Origin of the sequence: Nisaea sediminum (assembly GCF_014904705.1) — a bacterium.
In the GTDB taxonomy this organism is placed as follows: domain Bacteria; phylum Pseudomonadota; class Alphaproteobacteria; order Thalassobaculales; family Thalassobaculaceae; genus Nisaea; species Nisaea sediminum.
In genome coordinates, this window is sequence record NZ_JACZCQ010000003.1 from 718,772 (window position 1) to 740,495 (window position 21,724).

General features: G+C 63.4%; 19 protein-coding genes. 9 read left to right on the forward strand and 10 right to left on the reverse strand.

Annotated elements, in window-relative coordinates:
• Positions 1–10 precede the first annotated feature (10 nt).
• Positions 11–952, reverse strand: coding sequence for a calcium-binding protein (locus IG122_RS08490; protein ID WP_193182400.1), 942 nt, complete (start codon positions 950–952; stop codon positions 11–13).
• Positions 953–1,444: 492 nt separating this feature from the next.
• On the opposite strand from IG122_RS08490, the gene IG122_RS08495 reads away from it, so the two are divergent.
• Together IG122_RS08495 and IG122_RS08500 are read left to right on the forward strand one after the other, a co-directional pair.
• The gene (locus IG122_RS08495; RefSeq protein ID WP_193182401.1) at positions 1,445–2,143 is read left to right on the forward strand and encodes a hypothetical protein; all 699 of its coding nucleotides are present in this window, start codon (positions 1,445–1,447) and stop codon (positions 2,141–2,143) included.
• A 547-nt stretch (positions 2,144–2,690) separates the two neighbouring features.
• A complete protein-coding gene (locus IG122_RS08500) occupies positions 2,691–3,518 on the forward strand; it encodes a calcium-binding protein (protein WP_193182403.1) in 828 nt (275 codons plus the stop codon).
• Positions 3,519–3,539: 21 nt separating this feature from the next.
• Here IG122_RS08500 and IG122_RS08505 read toward each other — a convergent pair whose 3' ends face one another.
• Positions 3,540–4,379, reverse strand: a complete 840-nt coding sequence (locus tag IG122_RS08505; protein ID WP_193182405.1) for an amidohydrolase family protein — start codon at positions 4,377–4,379, stop codon at positions 3,540–3,542.
• Positions 4,380–4,489: 110 nt separating this feature from the next.
• Between IG122_RS08505 and IG122_RS08510 the strand changes: the two genes are divergently transcribed.
• The gene (locus tag IG122_RS08510; RefSeq protein WP_193182406.1) at positions 4,490–4,987 is read left to right on the forward strand and encodes a RidA family protein; all 498 of its coding nucleotides are present in this window, start codon (positions 4,490–4,492) and stop codon (positions 4,985–4,987) included.
• Positions 4,988–5,002: 15 nt separating this feature from the next.
• Here IG122_RS08510 and IG122_RS08515 read toward each other — a convergent pair whose 3' ends face one another.
• The 3 genes from IG122_RS08515 to IG122_RS08525 form a co-directional block, all read right to left on the reverse strand.
• Positions 5,003–5,515: a cupin domain-containing protein gene (locus IG122_RS08515; protein WP_193182407.1), complete on the reverse strand. Its 513-nt coding sequence runs from the start codon at positions 5,513–5,515 to the stop codon at positions 5,003–5,005.
• Between the two features lie 22 nt (positions 5,516–5,537).
• Positions 5,538–6,929 (reverse strand): aminotransferase family protein, encoded by a 1,392-nt coding sequence (locus tag IG122_RS08520; RefSeq protein WP_193182408.1) that lies wholly within the window; start codon positions 6,927–6,929, stop codon positions 5,538–5,540.
• 164 nt (positions 6,930–7,093) lie between these two features.
• Positions 7,094–9,115, reverse strand: coding sequence for a DEAD/DEAH box helicase (locus IG122_RS08525; protein ID WP_193182409.1), 2,022 nt, complete (start codon positions 9,113–9,115; stop codon positions 7,094–7,096).
• A gap of 227 nt (positions 9,116–9,342) precedes the next feature.
• Between IG122_RS08525 and IG122_RS08530 the strand changes: the two genes are divergently transcribed.
• Positions 9,343–9,810 (forward strand): NUDIX hydrolase, encoded by a 468-nt coding sequence (locus IG122_RS08530; RefSeq protein ID WP_193182410.1) that lies wholly within the window; start codon positions 9,343–9,345, stop codon positions 9,808–9,810.
• Here IG122_RS08530 and IG122_RS08535 read toward each other — a convergent pair.
• The gene (locus tag IG122_RS08535) at positions 9,749–11,242 is read right to left on the reverse strand and encodes an inorganic phosphate transporter (protein WP_193182411.1); all 1,494 of its coding nucleotides are present in this window, start codon (positions 11,240–11,242) and stop codon (positions 9,749–9,751) included. The genes IG122_RS08530 and IG122_RS08535 overlap by 62 nt on opposite strands.
• 384 nt (positions 11,243–11,626) lie before the next feature.
• On the reverse strand, positions 11,627–12,337 hold the full coding sequence (locus IG122_RS08540; protein WP_193182412.1) for a GntR family transcriptional regulator: 711 nt from the start codon (positions 12,335–12,337) through the stop codon (positions 11,627–11,629).
• 101 nt (positions 12,338–12,438) lie between these two features.
• On the opposite strand from IG122_RS08540, the gene IG122_RS08545 reads away from it, so the two are divergent.
• From IG122_RS08545 to IG122_RS08560, 4 genes are all read left to right on the forward strand, one after another.
• Complete coding sequence (locus IG122_RS08545) at positions 12,439–13,518, forward strand: 4-hydroxythreonine-4-phosphate dehydrogenase PdxA (protein WP_193182413.1); 1,080 nt, start codon at positions 12,439–12,441, stop codon at positions 13,516–13,518.
• Positions 13,519–13,548: 30 nt separating this feature from the next.
• On the forward strand, positions 13,549–14,532 hold the full coding sequence (locus IG122_RS08550) for a TRAP transporter substrate-binding protein (protein ID WP_193182415.1): 984 nt from the start codon (positions 13,549–13,551) through the stop codon (positions 14,530–14,532).
• A 96-nt stretch (positions 14,533–14,628) separates the two neighbouring features.
• Positions 14,629–15,180 (forward strand): TRAP transporter small permease, encoded by a 552-nt coding sequence (locus IG122_RS08555; protein WP_193182418.1) that lies wholly within the window; start codon positions 14,629–14,631, stop codon positions 15,178–15,180.
• Positions 15,177–16,460 carry a TRAP transporter large permease gene (locus IG122_RS08560; RefSeq protein WP_193182420.1) on the forward strand — a complete coding sequence of 428 codons (1,284 nt, stop codon included), beginning with the start codon at positions 15,177–15,179 and terminating at the stop codon, positions 16,458–16,460. The genes IG122_RS08555 and IG122_RS08560 overlap by 4 nt, the downstream gene beginning before the upstream one ends.
• 34 nt (positions 16,461–16,494) lie before the next feature.
• Here IG122_RS08560 and IG122_RS08565 read toward each other — a convergent pair whose 3' ends face one another.
• Genes IG122_RS08565 through IG122_RS08575 form a run of 3 tightly spaced genes read right to left on the reverse strand, consistent with a single transcriptional unit; the run spans position 16,495 to position 20,505 of the window.
• Positions 16,495–18,231: a thiamine pyrophosphate-binding protein gene (locus IG122_RS08565; RefSeq protein ID WP_193182422.1), complete on the reverse strand. Its 1,737-nt coding sequence runs from the start codon at positions 18,229–18,231 to the stop codon at positions 16,495–16,497.
• Positions 18,232–18,260: 29 nt separating this feature from the next.
• Positions 18,261–19,820, reverse strand: a complete 1,560-nt coding sequence (locus IG122_RS08570) for a class I adenylate-forming enzyme family protein (protein ID WP_193182424.1) — start codon at positions 19,818–19,820, stop codon at positions 18,261–18,263.
• Entirely contained in the window at positions 19,738–20,505 is a 768-nt protein-coding gene (locus IG122_RS08575; RefSeq protein ID WP_193182426.1) for a GntR family transcriptional regulator, read from the reverse strand. Before IG122_RS08575 ends, IG122_RS08570 begins: the two co-directional genes overlap by 83 nt.
• A 277-nt stretch (positions 20,506–20,782) precedes the next feature.
• Here IG122_RS08575 and IG122_RS08580 point away from each other — a divergent pair, with 277 nt between their 5' ends.
• Positions 20,783–21,643, forward strand: a complete 861-nt coding sequence (locus IG122_RS08580; protein ID WP_193182428.1) for a DUF2189 domain-containing protein — start codon at positions 20,783–20,785, stop codon at positions 21,641–21,643.
• Positions 21,644–21,724 lie beyond the last annotated feature (81 nt).

The following is a 21,724-nucleotide window of genomic DNA, read 5'->3' on the forward strand; positions in this document are numbered from 1 at the left end:
TCAAAGAAAATCAGATAACCTGGATGTAGAGGCCGATATTGGCCTGAATGTCCGTTGCGGTAATGCCGACAACGGTCACCTGGTTGCCGCCTCCGAGGTCGATTACGGCGTTACCGCTCGAGTCCGAGGAAATGCGGGTCAGCAGATCCCCTGGTTGGGTGACGGAGAGACCGTTGATGTTGGACTGGACCTGGATGACGTCCGCTCCGGCCGTGAAATCGAAGACCACGTCGGAGCCGCCGTCCGTCTCGAAGACGAAAACATCGTCGCCCTGGTTGCCGAACAGCACGTCGTTTCCCTTGTTGCCGAACAAGGTGTCTTCGTTCTGGCCGCCATAGAGCGTATCGGCTCCCTGGCCGCCATAGAGTACGTCGTTCTGCTGGTTGCCGTATGCGATATCGTCGGCCTGGTTACCGTAGATGATATCGTTGTCGCGTTGCCCGAACGCGACGTCGTTGGCGGCGCCGCCGGCGATCTCGTCATTCCCGATGCCGCCATAAAATAGATCGTCACCTTCGTCCGAGCCGATCGTATCGTCGCCCGCGCCGCCCTCGATCGTATCGTTTCCGAGACCGCCAAAGACGACGTCGTTGCCGAGACCGCCATTGACGACGTCGTCGCCGACCCCACCGGTCAGGCTGTCGGAACCGCCGCCGCCGAGAATGTTGTCCGAACCGCCGCCACCGACAACGCTTGCGTTGCCGGAGCCTGCCACAATCACCGTTTTCGCCGTCGTTCCGGAAAGCGCGATCGTTGTCGTCTGGCCCACCGAAAGAGACACCGTGGTCGTCGGCGTCGTGTCGGAAATCGTCGTCGTCCCGCCGACGGATGCCGTTACTGTGGTGATCTCGGTTTCGGTGATCCCGAGCGAGTCGAGGAACTGGCTGATTTGCGCCCCTTCGTCGGCCGTCACGGTTCCGGTATCAAATATACCACCTGCAATTGTCGCCATGAGTGCCCCCTAATATCATTCGAAATCTGAAATTCATTTGTTTCTATCGAATTCGACCGCCGTGAGTATGTCGGCGCGCCTTTCGATAAAAGGCATCTCATGTTTGATTTTTCAGGACAATTTTTCTATTTTCTGAAAAATCGTGAAATCGTTTCTATATTATAAAAATATTCGATTTAACTTCGCGCTGGATAATCGCTGAAATAACGTTGAATTTACGATGGCATGTTTTTCTAGCATCGACACGCCATGGTAGCGTGAAAGCAAACTGAAGGACCGGGGCACAAAAAGCATATTATTCGAAGCACCACGTTTGCCCCGCATAAGGTCGGACTTTGAACGAACGAATTCTCTGAATTACTTATAAATAATAAATACTATATTGCGACATTTACATTCAAAGAGACAATGATAGAAAATTTTGAGCTGTCAGATTTTCCATACGCGGAATTTGCGCGCCCTCGGCTGCCCCAGTCCGTCCGAACTCTCGACATGGAGCTCTTCAAGCTGGTCGAGATGGCAAGACTCTGGGTTCGCGAGCACGAATATCCGCCGTATAAACTGGCGCTGCAGGCCGACATTTCGACCAGCCAGTGCCACAAGATGATGGAGCCGGTCTGGAATCCGTCGGTAAAGCTGCTGCGCAAGATCGCGGCCGCTCTTCCAACGGACTGGGTGCGTGCATTCGAGCTGGATGCGAATATTTCGCTTCCCCGGGTCTTTGCGACTCCTTATTCGAACGCGATAGACCACAGCACCATCGACAGGATCGAGACCGATCTGCGGTTCGGACACCTGGACACGGCCGGTGAGCGGCTTGACGCGGAAGGGCTGTCCTTCCGCGAATTCGACTTTTCGAGTTCTGACCACGTAAAGGTCATGACATTCTACAGCACCGCACCTGATCCGACCGTTGACGGGACCAGCATTTCGCTCCGGAACATCCCGCCGTTCTATCCGGAGGCCACCCCGACCGGGTCGATCTCGATCACCCAGTTTCTCGAGCAAAGAAAGCCGTTCAATTATTTCGGTCGCCATTACGTGACCACAATGAGCCTGATCCAAACCGAAGACCGGAACAAAGTTCGCCAATACTGGAAGGTGAATCCTATCTTGCCGTTTTCCAACCAGAGGCAGAAAGACCTGTTCGAGCTATACAGCCAATACCGAAAATCGAATAGATCTGGCTAAATATTCCCAACAAATTGCTCGTCACGCGTAATATTTTTCAAGTTTCAGAAAATCGAATTCCTACAATAGATCATTGATTTTATAATTTTCAATTACATCGCCGCGCATAAGGCGCAAAATCCCTAAATTTCCTTTTATATCAATATTATTGATCCCGAATAACCTTATCGACACCAACACTCTATAAGAGAATTATTAAAGCCACACCCCCATTTCCATCTGATTTTTACCAGATCCAATTATTGAATAAAAAACAAATATCTCGTTTCTCTTTAACTGAATAAATTCCAAATATGGCGACAGCAGCCGAAATTTTTTCCTCATTAACATTTATATTTATATATTTTTAACTGTATCGATTAACGTTTTTTTCGAAATTTGGAACTAGAACCCGTCTCGGAACATGCAATAACGCAGCCGAGACACCTATGACCTACAAGCGATCATTTCTTCCCGACAGCACAATTTCGTGCCGTTCCTGCAGCGCCGCAACGCTCCATGCTGCCATTGCCGGCCGGATCACGCCTGCTTCGCGGGGAGCGGGGCGATGATCGGCTGGGACAAAGAGATCACCTTCATCATCAATGCGAACGTCAACTATTCGAGAGCGGCCATCCATGATGGCTTCGCGCTTTGGGAGAACGTCGCGGACATCAAGTTCAGCGAGACCGTCAATCCGGCCGCCGCGGATTTCATCGTCGCCGACCTGACCGAAGTGAAAACGGCATTCGGGGCCTTGCACGATGCGGACGGGCTGAACGTTACCGTCACCGACGAAGCGGGTAACGGACTGAAGTCCTATGTCGGTCTGGACGAGACCCGGATCAGCTCCTTCGACCTGACTCGGGTCGCCGCGCATGAAATCGGCCACGGCTTCGGTTTCACCGACAGCCCGGCCGCCGACCCGAACCAGACGCTCTACAGCTATCGCAGCTCTGACGGAGCGCATCTCGAAGCTGACGACATCGAAGCCATCCAGCAGCTCTTCGGAGCCTCCTCGGGCAACAACCTGATCCACGCCGGCGACGGCAGCGGAACCGTCAGTGGCGGCGCCGGAGCCGACACGATTATTGCCGGCGGCGGAGACGACGTCGTTTACGGGAATAAGGGCAATGACATTCTCTATGGCAACCTTGGGAATGACCGACTGAACGGCGGCCAGGGCGACGATGCCATTTACGGCGGCAGCGGCGACGACGTCATCGTCGCGAGCCTCGGACATGACACCGTCGTGGGCGGCACCGGCTTCGACACACTGAAGCTCCGCTCGGCACCGGCCGAGATCGGCAGCACGAGTGTTCACGGCGACGGCTACCGTGTCGAACTGATCGGGGTCGAGAAAGTCCAGTATGGCGGACTCGAGTGGTTGCTCTGAAGATGCGGGTCCGCTCCGCCGTCAGCCGGTAGCATCCGAACGCGGCCAGCCCCACCAGTCGCGAACGGCCGATCCCATAACCCGCTCAAGGTCCGCGCCCCGGAGCCAGGGAAGCTCTTCGGTGAACATCGTCACGCATTCGCGCCAGGAACACGGCATCTTCGAGATGTCCGTGCCCCAGAAGGTCCTGTCGGGCCCAAAGGCATCGAAGACCTGCCGCACATACCCCTGCATCACCGGGAACGGATAGGATTCGGCAGAATAGCCGGGCGCGCCCGTCACCTTGATCGCTACGTTCGGCCGGCGGGCGAGTTTCAGAAGCTCCGGCATGTGGGCCATGGCGGCGGCGTCCTTCAGCGTCGTGTTGCCACCCCTGCCGCCAAGATGATCGATGCTGAGACGGAGACCCGGATGCCGCTCGGCAATCTCGCCGAGCAGGGCGAGCGAGTCGGTCGCGAGCACCGTCACCGGGATATTGAATCTTTCTGCCGCCTCCCAGAACCACGCGAGCTCGCCGTCATACAGGAGCCGGCGGTCCTCGCCTTCGAGAAACATGCAGCGCAGGCCGAGCATGCCGGTCTGCTCGCGCCAATGCTCCATGGCTGCGCGGCTCGCCTCCGGAGCGGTGAGATCGACGGCACCGATGATGGCGAAGCGGCCCGGATAGGTCCGGACCGCATTCATCGCGAGCTCGGTCGAGTTCGGGTCCCAGGACGGCGGATGGATCACCGCGGCATCGACGCCGGCCTCGTCCATGAGCGCGATCGCTTCCGCGGCTGTGAACGAGGTGATCTGCCAATGAGCCGCGTTACTCGGTAGCCCGGTCTGCCAGATGTGAATCTGCGCGTCGACGATTTCCAACTTTTCCTCCCCGGCGGCCATTTGTTCTGGCTCGTCTTCGGCATGAGCCTAGCGCGCATAGCGCGGCGCTGTAAGCTGGCAATGTGACCGAGATCGAAACGGAGTCCCCGATGCGTTCAGACGTGATGGCCAAACTTCAAGAGATGGGGCTTTCCCTGCCTCCCTATCGCGGTGCGCGGGGCAATTTTCTGCCCTGGCGCCGGGACGGCAATCTCGTCTTCCTTGCGGGGCAGACCTGCGACTGGGGCACCGAGGTGACCCATCTCGGCCCGGTGATCGCGCCGGGCCAGACGCCGCCGGTGGACGGGCCGCACGTCACGATCGCCGAAGGCCGGAAGGCCGCCGAAATCTGCGCCCTGAACCTGCTCTATCACCTGCGAGAGGCCTGCGAGGGAAATCTCGACCGAGTCAGGACCGTGATGCGGCTTGGCGGCTTCGTGAATTGTCTTCCCGGCTTTGACAGCTCGCCCGAAATCATCAACGGGGCGTCGGAACTCCTGATCGCGCTCTATGGAGAGAACGGCCGCCACGCACGGACGGCCGTCGGCGTCTCCGGACTGCCGGCAAACGCCTCCGTCGAGGTTGACGCCATCGTCCTGATCGAGTGAGGCCAGCGCCGCTCGTTACGTCTCGCCGCGGTGAATCGGGTCGACCCATTTCACCGCCTCAGGCTTCTCGACCGGGTCGATCTCAAGATTGACGACGACGTTCTCGTTGTCGCTGCGCACCAGCACACAGTCGAGCGGCTCGTCCGTCGAGGCGTTGATCTCCTGATGCGGCACATAGGGCGGCACGAAGATGAAATCGCCCGGGCCGGCCTCGGCGACGAATTCGAGATTGTTGCCCCAGCGCATCCGGGCCCGGCCGCTGACGACATAGATCACGCTCTCCAGTGCGCCATGATGATGCGCGCCGGTCTTCGCGTTCGGGTGGATCTTGACCGTTCCGGCCCAGAGCTTCTTGGCCCCGGCCCGCGCCGTGGTGATCGCCGCCGCGCGGTTCATGCCAGGGGTCTGCGCGGTGTTGGCATCCAGGCTGTCGCCCGGGATGACCTGCACACCCTGGGTCTTCCAGTCGATCTCGCCGTCATGCGAATGATCGTGGCCGTGCTCGTGCCCGTGATCGTGATCGCTCACGCCTGCTTCTCCCTGGTCAGTGTTATTTGCCGGAGCCGAAAACGGCCGTCAGAGCGTTGTCGATCGCGCCGGTGATCTGGTCGATGTCGGACTTGGTCGCGATCAGCGCCGGAGAGAGGCAGAGCGTGTTGTTGTAGCCAGGGATCGAGCGGTTGGTGACGCCGATGATGACGCCTTCGGCGTTGCAGTGACCGACCACGGCCTGGCCCTTGATCTCGTCCACCGGCTCCTTGGTCTCGCGGTCCTTGACCAGCTCGGCGCCCCAGAAGAGGCCCTTACCGCGGACATCGCCGATCACCGGATGCTTGTCCATCAGGGCGAGCAGGTTCTGCTCCAGACGCGCGCCCATGGCGGTCGTGTTCTCGAGCAGCTTCTCGTCCTCGATGATGCGCATGTTCTCCAGCGCCGCCGCCGGACCGGAAGCGCAGCCGCCGAAGGTCGAGATGTCGCGGAAATAGCTCAGCGGATCGGAAGCGTCGTCCTTGAACATGTCGAAGACAGCCTCGGTGGTGACGGTGCAGGAGATCGCCGCATAGCCGGAGGCAACGCCCTTCGCCATGGTCACCATGTCCGGCTTGATGCCGTAATGCTGGTAGCCGAACCATTCGCCGGTCCGCCCGACGCCGCAGACCACCTCGTCGAGGATCAGCAGGATGCCGTATTTCTGGCAGATGTCCTGGACCCGCTCCCAGTAGCCCTTCGGCGGGGTAATGACGCCGCCGCCGGCGGTAATGGTCTCGAGGCAGAGGCCGCCGACCGTGTCCGGGCCCTCACGCAGGATCACTTCCTCGATCGCGTCCGCGGCGCGCTCGCCGTAATTCTCCGTCACGCCGTACTGGTTGCGGTACTCGAGGCAGTGCGGGACTTCGACGAAGCCCGGAGTGAAGGGACCGTAATGCGCCGCGCGCTGCGGTTGGCCGGCCGCCGACAAAGCGGTGATGGTGGTGCCGTGATAGTCGCGCTCGCGATAGAGGATCTTGGACTTCTTGCCGCCGTGATGACGCGCGGAGATCTGCCGCACCATCTTGAAGGCCTTCTCGTTCGCCTCGGAACCCGAGTTCGAATAATAGACCCGGGTCATGCCCGGCATCTTGGAGATCAGGCGCTCGGAGAAACGGGCGCCCGGAACCGAGCCGAGGGCGCCGGCGAAATAGTTCATCTTCACCAGCTGCTCGCGCACAGCGTCGGCGATGGTGTCGCGGCCATAGCCCACATTCACCGTCCAGACACCGCCGGACACGGCATCGAGATGCTCCTTGCCGGTGATGTCCCAGACACGCATGCCCTTGCCTTCGACAATGATCCGCGGGTCCGCCGTCTCGAAAGCCTTGTGCTGGGCGAGATGGTGCCAGACATGCGCCTTGTCGGAGGCGACAACGTCGGAAAGATCGTTTTCGAACTGCTTGGTGCTCACGGCGCGTGTCTCCTAAACCTGATCGCGATGCAGAAGCCACTTGGGGCCGCTCCGCGCCGATGGGCGGACCGCGACCCTGTGGAAGGTAAGACCCGACTCAAAGCACAGATAAAGCACGAACGCCACCACGACGTTCGGCATATCCGATCAAAGCCGCATCGGCCCTAGTCGACCCAGGGCGCCTTGGGCTTCGACTGTCCCTTCCGGTGAGTCTTCTTCGGCTTGCCCGCCCCGTGCTTCGCGTCGCCGCGCTTGCCGTCCAAGGCTTTCGGGCTGCCGGCCTTGCCCTTGGCGAATTTTCCGCCCGGCTTGCCGCCGCTTCCTTTCGGCTTCCGGTTCTTGTCGAACTTCCGCGGCTTGCCGTCGAAGTCGGGAGCTTCCTTCGCGACCGTATCGGAACGCTCCGCCGCGGCCTCCCGCTCAGGCCTGCCCTGCCTGCGTTCCTTCTCCCACTTCCGGGGCGGCGTACGGTCACCTGCTTCCCGATCCTGTCCGAAACCCTTTTCCGCTCTGGGTTTGCGAGGGGCTCTGGGCGCGCGTGATTCCACGATGTCTTCGAGCGCCTCCGGAGTACCGGCAAACCGGTCGACGGTGATCGACTTCTCGACCTTGCGGCTCGGCCCGACGGCTTCGAGGAGAGTCTCGGCCGCCTGCGGGAGTATCTCGACGTAGGTCTCGTTCTCCTGGATCTTGATCCTGCCCACATCGGCCTTGGTGATGTTTCCGATGCGGATCAGCATCGGCAGGATCCATCGGGCCTCGGCCCGATGGCTGCGCCCGACGGAGAGACGGAGCCAGACCCCGTTCTCGAAATCCTGCCGCGTCTTGGGCGCTCCGTCGCGAGGCCCCCGTTCGCCGCGCCTGTCGTCCTGCGGACCGTCCAGCAGATCCTCCGGTGCCGCGAGCCCGGCCATCTGCTTGCGCAGGAAAGCGATCGCGACCGCTTCCGCGTCGTGTTTCGCAAGCAGCTCGGCCGCGAAGGCGCGTTCCTCCTCGGTCGTCTCGCCGCCGAGATCCGGGTCTTCCAGAATGCGCTTGCGGTCCAGCGCCAGGATCTCGTCCGCCGACGGCGGCTTGCCCCAGGTCGCCGTCACATTCGCGAAGCCCAGAAGGCGTTCGGTCTTGCGCCGCATCGAAAAGGGCACGATCAGGGTGGAGACGCCCTTGCGTCCCGCCCGCCCGGTCCGGCCGCTCCGGTGCAGCAGGGACTCCTCGTTCTTCGGCAGGTCCGCGTGGATCACGAGCTCGAGGTTCGGCAGATCGATGCCGCGTGCGGCGACGTCGGTCGCGACGCAGACCTTCGCCCGTCCGTCCCGGAGCGCCTGCAGCGCGTAGGTCCGTGCGCTCTGGTTCAGCTCGCCCGAGAGCGCCACCACGGGAATGCCCCGGTTGGTGAAACGGCTGGTCAGATGGGCGACGGTCGCACGCGTACTGCAGAAAACGATCGCGGAGGGCGCATCGGTATGGCGCAGCACGTTGATAATCGCGTTTTCCCGGTCGCTCGGCGCGCAGACAAGCGCCCGGTACTCGATATCGCCATGCTGGCGCTTCTCGCCCGCCGTGGTGATCCGGACCGCGTCGCGCTGGTAGCGCTGGGCAAGTGTGGCGATGGGTTTGGCCACCGTGGCCGAGAACATGAGCGTCCGGCGCTCTTCCGGGGCGGCGCCCAGAATGAACTCCAGATCCTCGCGAAAGCCGAGATGCAGCATCTCGTCGGCCTCGTCGAGGACCACAACCTTCATCTGCGACAGGTCGAGCGCCCCCCGCTCGATATGGTCGCGCAGGCGGCCGGGCGTGCCGACGACGATATGCGCACCGCGCTCAAGCGCCATACGCTCGCGTCGCGGGTCCATGCCGCCGACGCAGGACGTTACGGAAGCGCCGGTGAACTCGTAGAGCCATTCGAGCTCGCGCTGTACCTGCATTGCCAGCTCGCGGGTCGGCGCTACAACGAGGGCCACGGGTGCCTCGAGCCGCCCGAAGCGCCCGCTCTCGTCGAGCAGAGTCGGCGCCATCGCGAGGCCAAAGGCCACGGTCTTGCCGGAGCCGGTCTGCGCCGAGACCAACGCATCGGCGCCCTGCATCTCCTCGCCGAGAACAGCCTGCTGCACCGGGGTCAAGGTCTCGTAACCGCGCTTCGCCAATGCCTTGCCGAGCGCAGGAACAACGCCTTCGAAATCCGTCATATCATTTCTTTCGGAGTGTCCGCGATCTGCCGACCGGTTGAAGTTCTTCCCGAGCCGGGGATCTGCGGTGCCGCGCCGTCAGCGCGAAATCAAAATCAGTGGCGCGCAACATAATGACGCGCGCGCGTAAAGTACAGCGTTCCCGGATAGAGGCAGCCATGCATGGAAACTGGCCTCGGCAAAGCGATACCGTTAAGTTGGAACAATGACATAGCAGGGGAGCAGAGATGCACCGCGTTGGGATCATCCCGTTCGATATCAGAGACGATCTGGTCGCCGTTCTGTTCGTGACCTCGCAAACGCGCGGACGCTGGATCCTGCCGAAGGGAAAACGCAAGAAGGACGAGACCCAGACCGAGGCCTGTCTGAGGGAGGGGTTCGAGGAAGCCGGCGTCAAGGGCGAGGTGCTCAAGGATTTCCCGATGACCCAGGTAATCACCAAACTGACAAGCGCGGGCAAGGTCGAAATCCCTGTGACTTACTACCCGTTCCTCGTAACCGAGCAGTTCGACGAATGGCCGGAGAAAGAACAGCGCCAGCGCCACTGGGCTCTACTGGAAGACGCCCCGCGGGTCGCCTACCGCGAGGACTATCTTCCCGTCCTGCGCCAGTTCGAGGCGCTGAGCAATTGGATCAGAGAGACTGCAGCACAGCATAAACGGCAGCAGCAAGCAGAGCTGACGCCGGCACAGTGATGATCCAGGCGGCAGCGATCGAGATCACGAAATTGCGCCGCACCAGCCGCCGAACAGACCGGTATTCCTTGCTGTTGAAGGCGTCCTCGGCGGTCGCATTCAGCTTGTGACCGGGCCGGAGCTTGCGCGTGTTCGGGTTCTCCAGAAACTCCCGCAGAAAGCCGACGCCGAAGACAGCGCCGACCGCGATATGGGTTGAACTGACCGGCAGGCCGAGCGTGGTCGCGATCAGCACCGTGACAGCGGCGGAAAGCGCGACGCAGTAGGAGCGCGGCGAGTTCAGCCGCGTGATCTTCTCGCCCACGACCGCGATCAGTTTCGGTCCGAAGAGGCCAAGCCCGAAGGCAATCCCGAAGGCGCCGATCGCCATCACCCAGAGCGGGATGGTGACGTTGCTCGAGATTCCCGCGCCCTCTCCCGCCGTGGAGACGATCGCGGCGAGCGGGCCGACAGCATTCGCGACGTCATTTGCCCCGTGCGCGAAGGAGAGCAAGGCGGCACCGGCGATCAGCGGAATGTCGAACAGGCGATAGACCCCCTGGCGGGTGTTCTCCAGCTTGAGCACGCGCCGGGCGATGTAAGGCTTGGACAGAAAGTACGAGACGGCAAAGGCAAGCAGCGAGTAGAGCGCGATCTCGAACAGCGACGGATGCCAGATCTTCTTCAGTCCCTTCATCGCCATGTAGGCGGCGAAGGCACAGGCCATTAGGCCAATCAGGATGGGGACCCAGGTCTTCGCGGCGGTCAGCTTGTCTTCGACAAGCAGCACCTTCTTCTTGATCACATAGAGCATCGCCGCGGCGCAGATCGCGCCGAAGACCGGGGAGATCACCCAGCTGGCGGCAATCGCGCCCATGGTGCCCCAGTTGACGAGGCCGAAGCCTGCCGCCGCAATGCCGGCACCAAGCACGCCGCCGACGATCGAGTGCGTGGTGGAGACCGGCGCGTTCAGCATGGTCGCGAGGTTGATCCAGAGCGCGGCCGCGAACAGCGAACTCAACATCAGATCGCGGAATTCCCCGACGCTGACGCTTTCGCCCGGAGAGATGATCCCTTTCGACACCGTCTTGACCACGTCGCCACCGGCGAGCAGAGCGCCCGCGCTCTCGCAGACGGCGGCGATCAGGATCGCGCCGGTCACAGTCAGCACCTTGCCGCCGACCGCGGGGCCCATGTTGTTGGCGACATCGTTGGCGCCGATATTGAGCGCCATATAGCCGCCGACCACGGCCGCGACGGCCACGATCAGCCAGTCCTCACCGAGGTTCTCCTGCGTGCTCCCGACATAGATCCCGACTATCGCAAGGAACACGACCGAGAGGCCGAGCGGAACGGTCACGCTCTTCAGATTGCCGAACTGGGACTGGAAGAAGTCGAGCCGGCGCAGGTCGTTGACATACCGGTTTTCGATTTTGCGGGGATTGGAAGACACTGAAGCGACTGCCTATGGGTCTGTCGAGATGCCATTCAGCCTTCTGGCCGAACCGCTTCACGGGGCTGTCTCGCCGAACGCCGGCCAACCGGCAGCGTTCGTTTCGCCGGGCCTATCTTTCAATCGAACGCAGACGCATTCGACCCCCGGGCGGGTTCGCAGCCCTAGTAGCACTGAAAGACGCCGCACGAAAACACAATTCATCCGTCTAAAGAGCAAGCGGAGGTCGGCCCGTCAGTCCCGGCGAAGACCGCCGTACATTTTCAAACGAAACCGGAAAAGCTCATTCCGGGAGCCGTATCCGGCGACAAGACAGCCCAATTTTGTTTGCTGTCCTATCCCGGCGTCAGACCGTTTCGCAGAGGACTGAGCCGGACAGCGCGGTCAGAAACTGTCCGCGACCCGTACCCAGGTATTGCGCAGATGGCGTTGGAGCACCTCGGCCAAAGCGGCCCCGTCGCGGCGCTTGAGTGCTGCAATCATTTCATCGTGCTCGGCAAGCGCGGCCTTCCACTTCTCGGTGCCGCTGTTGCCGATGAAACGCAGCCGCTTCATGCGCGATTGCAGCATCCCGTGCATCTCGATCAGCGTCTCGTTGCCCGTCGCCGCCACGATCATCGAATGGATTGCCTGGTTGAGCTTATAATAGCTCAAGCGCTCCTTCGATCTGTAGAACCCGACCATCCGGTCGTGCACGGCCGAGATCTCCGCGATCTGCGCGTCGCTTGCCTGCTCGCAGGCAAGGCGTCCCGCCATGGCCTCGAGCTCCGTCAGCACCTCCAGCATGTCGCGGGCATCCTTGGCGTTGAATGACCTGACGACCGTGCCCCGCCCCGGACGCGGTTCGATCAGGCCTTCGCTGGCCAGCGTCTTGACGGCTTCCCTCAATGGCGTGCGGGACACCCCGAGTTCCTCGCAGAGCCGGGATTCATTGAGCCGCATCCCCGGCGTCAGAACGCCTTCGATGATGAGGTCGCGCAACCGGTTCGCCACCAGATCGTGCAGCGACTGGCGCTCGATCCGGACCGCGGAATGCTCGCTCAAAGGAGCTGTCAGACCGGCGGCCGCAGCCTCGGGGGAAGACGCTTCATTCATGCCGGCACCATACCCGATTTCGCGGAATTGGAAGATCAAAAGCGCTTGCGACGCATATTGCATTCTGCATACAGTATGCAAAATTGACGAAAGAAACAATGATGCCGACGAGCGAAACGCCCTCAGAAAGACCGACGATCGCGCTTGCCCTCGGAGACGCCGCCGGGATCGGCGGGGAACTGGCGGTCAAGATCCTCTCCGACGAGGAAGTCCTTGAAAATGCGCGCCTTATCCTGATCGGAGACCGCCGGCAGCTTGAGACTGCGGCAGCAATGTTAGGAACCGGCCTCGACCTGCCAGACTGCGATCCAGAGACGGACTCGCCAGCCTCGCTGCTCAACCTTGCGAACATCGATCCGGCTGCCGTCTCCCCAGGCGAGGCTTCGAGACACACAGGCGCCGCCGCGCTGGAGAATTTCGCCACCGCGCTCCGGCTCTGTGCCGCGGGTGGCGCGGACGCGGTCGCCTTCACCCCGTTCAACAAGTACGCGATGCGCCTCGCACGCCCGGACTATGTCGACGAGATCGGCTTCATCAACGCGGTCACCGGCGCGACCAAGGACGGACGGGAATTCAACGTTCTCGACGAGTTCTGGAACGCCCGGGTGACCTCGCACATCCCGCTCAGCCAGGTTGCCGAACGGATCACGGAGGAGCGCGTCTTCGCCAGCATCGAGCTGACCGACCAGACGATGCGGAATGCCGGCTTCGCCCGGCCGCGGATCGCGGTCGCCGCGCTCAACCCGCATGCGGGAGACGGCGGCAATTTCGGCCATGAGGACGACCGGGAAATCGCGCCCGCCGTGCAGCGCGCGAAGGAAAAACAGATCTCCGTCGAGGGACCGCTGCCGTCAGACACCGTCTATCTGCGCGCGTACAAGGGCGAGTTCGACGCCGTGCTGTCGATGTATCACGACCAGGGGCAGATCGCGATGAAGCTCATCGGCTTCGACCGCGGCGTCACCCTGATCGGCGGCTATCCCTTCTGGATCGCGACGCCCGCCCACGGCACCGCCTACGACATCGCGGGCCAAGGCATCGCCAATCCGAACGCAACCAAGCGGGCATTGCTGCTCGCGGCCAAACTCGCGCGGCAGGGCGACCTCGTGCCCGCCGATGCCGCATCGAGAGCGTCCGCAATTGCCAAGGCCACCGCGGAGGTCTCCACGGCGGCTCCATAAAACCGAAGAGCAAGAATGGGAGGAAATACAATGATCAAAATAAGATCACTCGCTCTGGCCGGCGCCATGATGCTGGCCGCAACATCCTTCGCCGACGCGAAGGAAGAGATCATTTTCGGCATCTCCGCCGCGACCGGCTCGCTACAGCAGCAGACCGCCGCCGAGTTCGTGAAGCGCGCCAACGCCAAGCTCGGCGACAAGGCCGAAGTGAAGCTGTTCGACTCCTCGCAGATCGGCAAAGACAAGGAGCTGATGCAGAAGCTGAAGATCGGCACCGTCCATCTCGCCCTGCCCTCCTCGATCATGTCCTCCGTCGCCGACAAGTTCGCGCTTTTCGACATGCCCTTCCTGGTCGCGGACCGGGCGCATCTGGCGCGGATCGAGGAGAAGGTCTTCTGGTCCGAGATCGCCCCGACGGCGGAGGAGAAGGGCTACAAGGTTCTCGCGGTCTGGGAGAACGGCGTCCGGCACATCACCAACAATGTCCGCCCGGTTACCACACCGGAAGATCTGAACGGCCTGAAGATCCGCACGCCGAAATCGACCTGGCGGGTGAAGATGTTCGAGGCCTGGGGCGCGAACCCGACGCCGATGGCTTTCTCCGAAGTCTTCACCGGCCTCCAGACCGGCGTGATCGACGGGCAGGAGAACCCCTATACGAACATCGCCTCGGCCAAACTGAACGAGGTGCAGAAGTATCTCTCCAAGACCGGCCATGTCTACACGCCCTCCTACCCGACCATGGGAAAGGCGATGTACGACAAGATGGACCCGGCGATCGTCTCGGTGCTTGAATCCGTCGCCCGCGAACTCGAGATCTGGGCCCGCGACAGAGGCGAGGCAGCGGACACCGAGCTTAAGGACAAGCTCGTCGCCGGCGGCATGAGCTACAACGAGGCCAACCGCGCCGCCTTCGTCGCCGCCTCGCAGCCGATCTATGACGCCTTCGCCGCCGAGGTGAAGGGCGGACAGGCCCTGATCGACGCGGCCATCGCGCTCGCTCCGGGTTCCTGACCGGCGCACTTTCAAGGGTCGTCCGCCCCACGCCTCCGGCCGGCTGGCGGGGGCGGGCACCCGCCCTTCCTTTCGACCCGTTCCGGGACGCGCCTCATGACCGCCTTCTCCAGAGCCCTTCGCGCCGCGCTCGCCGCCATGACCATCGGACTTCTGGTCACGCTCGCCATCGTCGTCGTCTCGGCGACCGTCGCGCGCTACGTCTTCAATTCCTCCTTCGTTTGGTATGACGAGGTCGCCGGCGTGCTGCTCGCCTGGATCACCTTCTACGGCTCGGCCTACGCCGCCACACGGCGCCGCCATCTCGGCTTCGACGGACTGGTGATCTCGCTGGCGATGCCTTACCGCGCCTGGCTCTTCGCGCTCGCCGAGCTGATCGGTTACGTGGTCTTCGCGATCCTCGCCTACGCCGGCTGGTTCATCCTGCAGGTGATGGGGACCGAGACCCTGATTTCCCTGCCCTGGATGCCGCTCTGGTTCACCCAGTCGGTGGTCCCGGTCGGCGCCGTGCTCTTCATGATCGGCCAGGCAGCCTCGACGCCCGAGGCCTATGCCCGGATCCGTGCCGGACGAAGCGCCGAGATGGACGAAATCGACGAGGAAATCGCCCACGCCAAGAAAGCACAAGGCGCGGGAGACGAGAAATGATCGCCGTCCTGCTCCTCATCCTTCTCGCCATGATGATCGCGATCAACGTGCCGATCGCGGTAGCGATCGCCGCCGTCGCGCTGATCGGCACCTGGACCGAGAAAGGCGTCTTCGGCTTCTACGACGCGGCGCTGACGATCTTCGACGGGTCGACCAATTTCCCGCTGATCGCGATCCCGCTCTTCATCCTCGCGGGCGCGCTGATGAACACGAGCGGCATCTCGCGCCGGCTGATCGACTTCACCGCGGCGCTGATCGGCTTCGTCCGCGGCGGCCTCGCGATGGTGAATGTCGGCGTCTCCCTTTTCTTCGCGGAGATTTCCGGATCGGCCGTCGCCGACGTCGCGGCCATCGGCTCGGTGCTGATCCCGGCGATGAAGCGCAAACGCTATGCCGCGACCTTCGCCGCCGCCGTCACCTCCTCCTCCGCCTCACTCGCGGTCATTATCCCGCCGTCGATCCCGATGATCCTCTATGGCGCCCTGACCGACGCCTCGATCACCCAGCTTTTCGTCGCTGGAATCATCCCGGGCCTGCTCGGCGGCTTCCTGATGCTCTGCCTCTGCCACTGGTTCGCGGTGCGCTACAATCTGCCGCGCGAGGAGGCCTTCTCTCTCGACCGGCTCTGGAGCACTTTCAAAGCCGCGGGGCCCGCCCTGCTGCTGCCGATCATCATTCTCGGCGGCATCTTCGGAGGCGTGGTGACGGCAACGGAAGGTGCCGGGCTCGCGGTCGTCGCGGCTCTGCTGATCGGTGGCTTCGTCTACCGGGAGATCGATCTGAAGGAACTGCACGGCGCGCTGATCGAAGGCGTCTCGCAGACCGCCATCGTCATGCTGCTGGTCGCGAGTTCCGCCATCCTCGGGCTCTATCTTACCGAGAGTGAGGTTCCGCAGCATTTCGCCCGCTGGATCACCGGCGTCTCCGAGAACAAGTACGTCGTGCTGATGCTGCTCAACGTGATGCTGTTCATGCTGGGCATGATCCTGCACGGCGCGGCTGCGATCATCCTGATCGTCCCGATCGTCATGCCCCTGGTGCAGCAGATCGGCGTCGACCCGATCCAGTTCGGCATCATCCTGACTCTGAACATCGCCATCGGCCAGCAGACGCCGCCGGTCGCGAGCGTGCTGGTGACCGCCTGCTCCATCGCCCGCACCGACATCTGGGCGACGACCCGCACCAACGTGCCGTTCATTCTGGTCCTGATCGGCCTGTTGCTGATCGTGACCTACGTGCCCGCGGTGCCGCTGTCCCTCGTCGACTACTTCTTCCGCTAAGCAAAACGCCCCGCCGAGGCGGGGCGTTTCAATATCAGATCGCCTCGCCGCGGCGGCGCCGCTCGGCATCGTCCCAGGCGGTGAGCGCCTGGTAGTCCGGCACGAAGCCGAGCCCCTTCTGCGCATCGGAGGAGACCGCGTCCTGCGAGGTCACCACATCGACCACCGCCGGTGTGTTCTTCAGCGCGCGTTCGAGGGCGGCCGGGAGATCCGCCGGATCGGTCACCCGCTCGCCATGGGCACCGAAAGCCCGGGCCATCGCGGCATAGTCCGCGTGCTGCAGCGTGGTGCCGACTACACGGCCGCCATAGTTCGCTTCCTGGTCGAAGCGCTCGATGTTCCAGGCGGCATTGTTCGAGACGATGAAGACCGCCTTGGCGCCATGCCGCACCGCGCTGTCAACCTCCATTGCATTGAGACCGAAGGCGCCGTCGCCATTGACCGAGATCACCTGCCGGCCCGGCTCCGCAAGCGCCGCCGCGACGGCGTAAGGCACACCGACACCGAGACAGCCGAAGGCGCCCGCGTCCATGTAGGTCCTCGCGGAAAGTCCGACGCGGGCGAAGCTCAACAGATCGCCGCCGTCCGCCACCGCGAGATAATCGGGATCGGCAACTTTCCGGATCGCGTCGAAGATCGCCATCGGATGGATCTTACCGTCCTTGCCCTTTTCCGGACCGGTGCCGGACGCGCTCTTCGCGATCCGCTCCCGGTGCTTCGAACGAAGGCCCTCCAGCCAGACGGCGTCGCGCGTGCCCGCATCGTTGCCGAGCGCCTCGGTCAGCGCATCGAGCGCGAGGCCGACATCGGCGAGGATCTCCGGCTGGCCGCGGCGGTTGTCGTAGAGCTCGCCCGCATTGTCGGCAATGCGGATGAAGGTCGCGTCCGGGAAGATCGCCGGGGAACCGAAGGCGACCTGGTAGTCGAGCTTGCGGCCGAGGGTGATGACGAGATCCGCCTGCGCCATCGCCGCCGCCCGCACGGCACCGACCACGGAGGGATGATCCGCCGGCACGAGGCCCCGGCTTTCCTGCGTGTCGAGATAGAGCGCGTCGGCGGCATCGAGGAAGCGCACCAGCGCGCCGCCTGCCCAGCGCGCGCCGCGGCCGCTGATCACCAGCGGACGGCGGGCGGCACGGATCGCGGCGACGGCCTCGGAAACCCGCTCCGGCACAGGCGCCGGACGGCGCGGCGGCTTCGGCGCCATCCAGTCGGCCGGGATCAGGTTTTCCGGCACGTGCGTGCGGAGCACGTCGGTCGGGATCTCGATATAGACCGGCCCCGGCTCACCGCGGTCCCCCATGGCCGAGGAGATCGCCTCGTCCAGCTCGCGGATCACCTGGTCCGCCACCCGGGCGGTGCGGGAGTAGCGCGTCACCGGACGCAGGATGTCGGTATGCGGGATGTCCTGCAGCGGGCCCATATTCGCCTGCGGGCGCGAGGTGCAGCCGCCGATCAGCAGCACCGGCATGCGGGCGAGCGAGGCATTCGCCATCGCCGTCACCGTATTGGTGACGCCCGGTCCCGCGGTCACCATGGCGACGCCGAGCGTGCCGGTCAGCTCCGCATGAGCGTGCGCCATATGCACGGCCGCCGCCTCGTGGCGCACGTCGTAGACCTTGAGGCCGTTCCGCGTCGCATGGTCCCAGATCGGCTGGATATGGCCGCCCTGCAGGCCGAAGAAACGGTCGATGCCGCGTTCCTTCAAGAGGCGCGCGATCCAGGCGGCGACGTTGAGCGTGTCCGCATTGAGGTCCTGTACGTCGGTCATTCCCATTCTCCCTTGAAGCCCTTTTCGGGTCAGTTGTCGGCGGCGCGGCTGGCCAGCAGCTCGCGCAGCAATCCGTGCTGGATCTTTCCGGTGGCCGTGCGCGGCATCTCGTCCGCGGCGATGAAGGTGACGACGCGCGGGCGCTTGTAGCCGGCGAGCCGACCGCGGGACCATTCGATCAGGGCGTCGGCGCCGACCGCGGCACCGTCACGCAGCACGATCGCGGCCTCGACCCGCTCGCCCCAGCGGTCGTCCGGGCGGCCGACCACGGCGACGTCGCGCACGTCGGGATGCTGCGCCAGCACCGCCTCGACCTCGGTCGGATAGATGTTCTCGCCGCCCGAGATGATCATGTTCTTCTTGCGGTCGATCAGGCGGATGAAGCCGTCCGACTCGCGCAGGGCCACGTCGCCGACCGAGAGATAGTCGCCGCGGAAGGCTTCCGCCGTCTTGTCCGGCCGGTTCCAGTAGCCGTCGAAAACGTAGGGCCCGCAGCTGTGAAGCTCCCCCGGTGTGCCGTCCGGCACCTCTTCGCCCGCGTCGTCGAGCAGGCGGATCGGCAGGGAGCCGACGACCTCACGGCCGACCGAGCCCAGATGGTCGAACTGCTCGTCCGGATGCAGCATCGTGACCCACCCGGCCTCTGTGGACCCATAGAGCTCGAAGAGCCCCGAGTTCGGGAACATCTCCATCACCCGGCGCTTGGTCTCGGCTCTTGCGGGAGCGGAGGAGATCATCAGCTTCTCCATGCGACCGAGATCGCCGGCCTTGTGCCGGAGGTCGAGCATCATCTCGTAATGGGTCGGCACCAGCGAAGTGAAGCTCGCCCCGGTCTCCGAGAGCGCCCGGAGGCAGCGCTCGGCATCGAAACTCCGCCGGGAGAAGACGCTGGTCGCGGCGCCGCAATGCAGGAAGGACGAGAAGAAATAGAGCGAATTGGCGTGACACATCGGCATCACCAGCATTGCCTCGTCGTTGCGCCCGAGCCCCAGCTCCACCGCAGTCATCAGGGCGAGATTGCCGATCCCCTCATGCCCGCGGATCGCCCCTTTCGGATTGCCTGTCGTGCCCGAGGTGTACATCAGGCACCATGGATCCGAAGGCGCGACGGCAACAGCCGGTTCGCGCGAAGAAGCTGCTGCGATCAGGTCCTCGTAGCCGCGCCAGCCGGAGGCGGTGGCACTGCCGCCAAAATGGACAAACCGGCTCTCGGGCAGGTTGAGATCGCCGCGTATCGCGTCGATCGTATCGTGCAGCTCCTGCTCCGCGATGACGGCAGAGACAGAGCAGTCCTGCAGGATGAAGCGGATCTCCGGCGCCACCAGACGGAAGTTCACCGGCACGGCGACAAGGCCGGCCTTGGCCGCCGCAGCGTAAATCTCCAGCCACTCGACCCGGTTCCAGGCGAGCACGCCGAAACGGTCGCCCTTCGAGAGACCGAGGCCGAGGAGAGCATTGGCAAGACGGCAGGCGCGCTCGTTCCAGAGCGCGAAGCTCATCTCCCGTTCAAGATCGCGGCCGCCGATCCGGCCGGGTTGCAGGCGTGCCTGCGCGGACAGCATCTGCCCGATATTCGGCATGGGTGTCATCTGTGGTTTCCCCCGTCCGCGCCTTCTCGAGGGCGCTTGCCAGCAATTCGCAGGCGTTCTGAACGTGATCGACGGCCAGTCTTTCGGCCGCCGCCCCGTCTCCCTTGAGCACGGCGTCCAGAATGGCGCCATGCTGATTCCAGATCGTCTCCGGCCGTTCCGCCTGGCGCAGCACGTCGACCATCGCCCGGCGCAGGAAGCGCCAGTGCGGCTCGGCCGTGCTCGCCAGCATCGGATTTCCGGAGGCGGCGTAAATCATGAAATGGAAGGCATCGTCCTGCCGCATCAGCGCGACCGAGTCTCCGGCCCCGGCTGCCTTTTCGGCCGCCTCCAGCTGCATCGCGCCCTTGGCTTTCAGCGAGGCCGCAAGCGACGGCTCGGCTGCGACACGCGCCGCTGCCTGCTTGGCGGCCCAGCCGTCGAGCGCGGCGCGAATACCGTAATGGTCCCGCATCCGCTGGGCATCGAGCGGCGCGACGAAGAGGCCTCGCCTGCCCAGCTCCTCGACCATGCCGTCCGCCTTCAGCCGCGACATGACCTGCTGGATCGGCTGCCGCGAGACCCCGAAGCGGGCGGCGAGCTTCTCCTGCACGAGGTGAGTGCCGGCCTCGAGACGGCCGTCGCAGATCTCCTCGACGAGTGCGTCGTAGACCTGGTCGGTCAGATTGGGAGCGGTTTCGAGCATCTATTTACGCCATGCAATATGAATTCTGAATTCAGAGTTCAATATAATGGGATACGTGTGGAGTCAACCGACGGCGATCATCGGCGCATCAGCCCGGCATTCTTCCCGGAGATGAATACGGTGACCAGAAACGCGACGATGTGATGTCACGCGAAAAACGTGTAGACTGCGCTTTATCAGGCGGGTCGCGGATACCTCGTGACCGGCGCCGGATACGACGCCACGCCACGGCCGACTGCGACCCTCGAACCTGTCAATTGTTCGGGAGGAGCAAATCATGGCCGTCACCGACCAGATCAGAAATCCGATAGAATGGGGCTGGGACCAGCTCCGCGAACTTCAGCACGCACTCGGCGCAACGGGTCACGCGCTCGGCGGCGCCGGGACGCTTCCAACCGTCCGACGGATCGACATCGACGATCTTCGCGACGCGCTGGAGCGCGGCATCGCCGATTTCGGCGCCAGCCGGACCGACGTCGTCTTCCTCTGCCTCGTCTATCCGGTCGCGGGCCTGTTCCTGTCCCATCTTCTGTTCGGATACGATTTCCTGCCGATGCTGTTCCCGCTCGCCTCTGGCTTCGCCCTGCTCGGTCCGATCGCGGCCGTCGGGCTCTACGAGATGAGCCGGAAGCGGGAACTGGGCCGCAAGGTCTCCTGGGCCGACGCCCTAGGCGTGGTGAAATCCCCCGCAGCGGGAGCGATCTTCGTCCTCGGGCTCTACCTGCTCGCGCTCTTCATCGCGTGGATCCTCGTCGCCTACGGGATCTACTACATGACCCTCGGACCGGAACCGCCGACATCCGTATCCGGCTTCGTCAGCGACGTTTTCACCACCGCCGCCGGCTGGGCGATGATCGCCCTCGGGATCGGCGCCGGCTTCCTCTTCGCAGCCGCCGCCCTGACCCTCAGCGTGGTCTCCTTCCCCCTCCTGCTTGACCGCGATGTCGGCCTCTATCCGGCGATCGCCACCTCGATCCGGGCGGTCGCCGCAAATCCATACCCGATGGCGGTGTGGGGCCTCGTCGTGGCCGGCGGCCTGATGCTCGGCACGATACCGCTCTTCATCGGTCTGGCGGTGGTGATGCCGGTACTCGGTCATGCGACCTGGCACCTCTATCGCAGGCTTGTCCCGAGGTGAGACCCGCCGCAACGGCCGCCTAATTTGTCTGCCGGGCCGGGAGGCGCCATAGTGCGCCTGTCACGCAATCCCCCGGCCCGG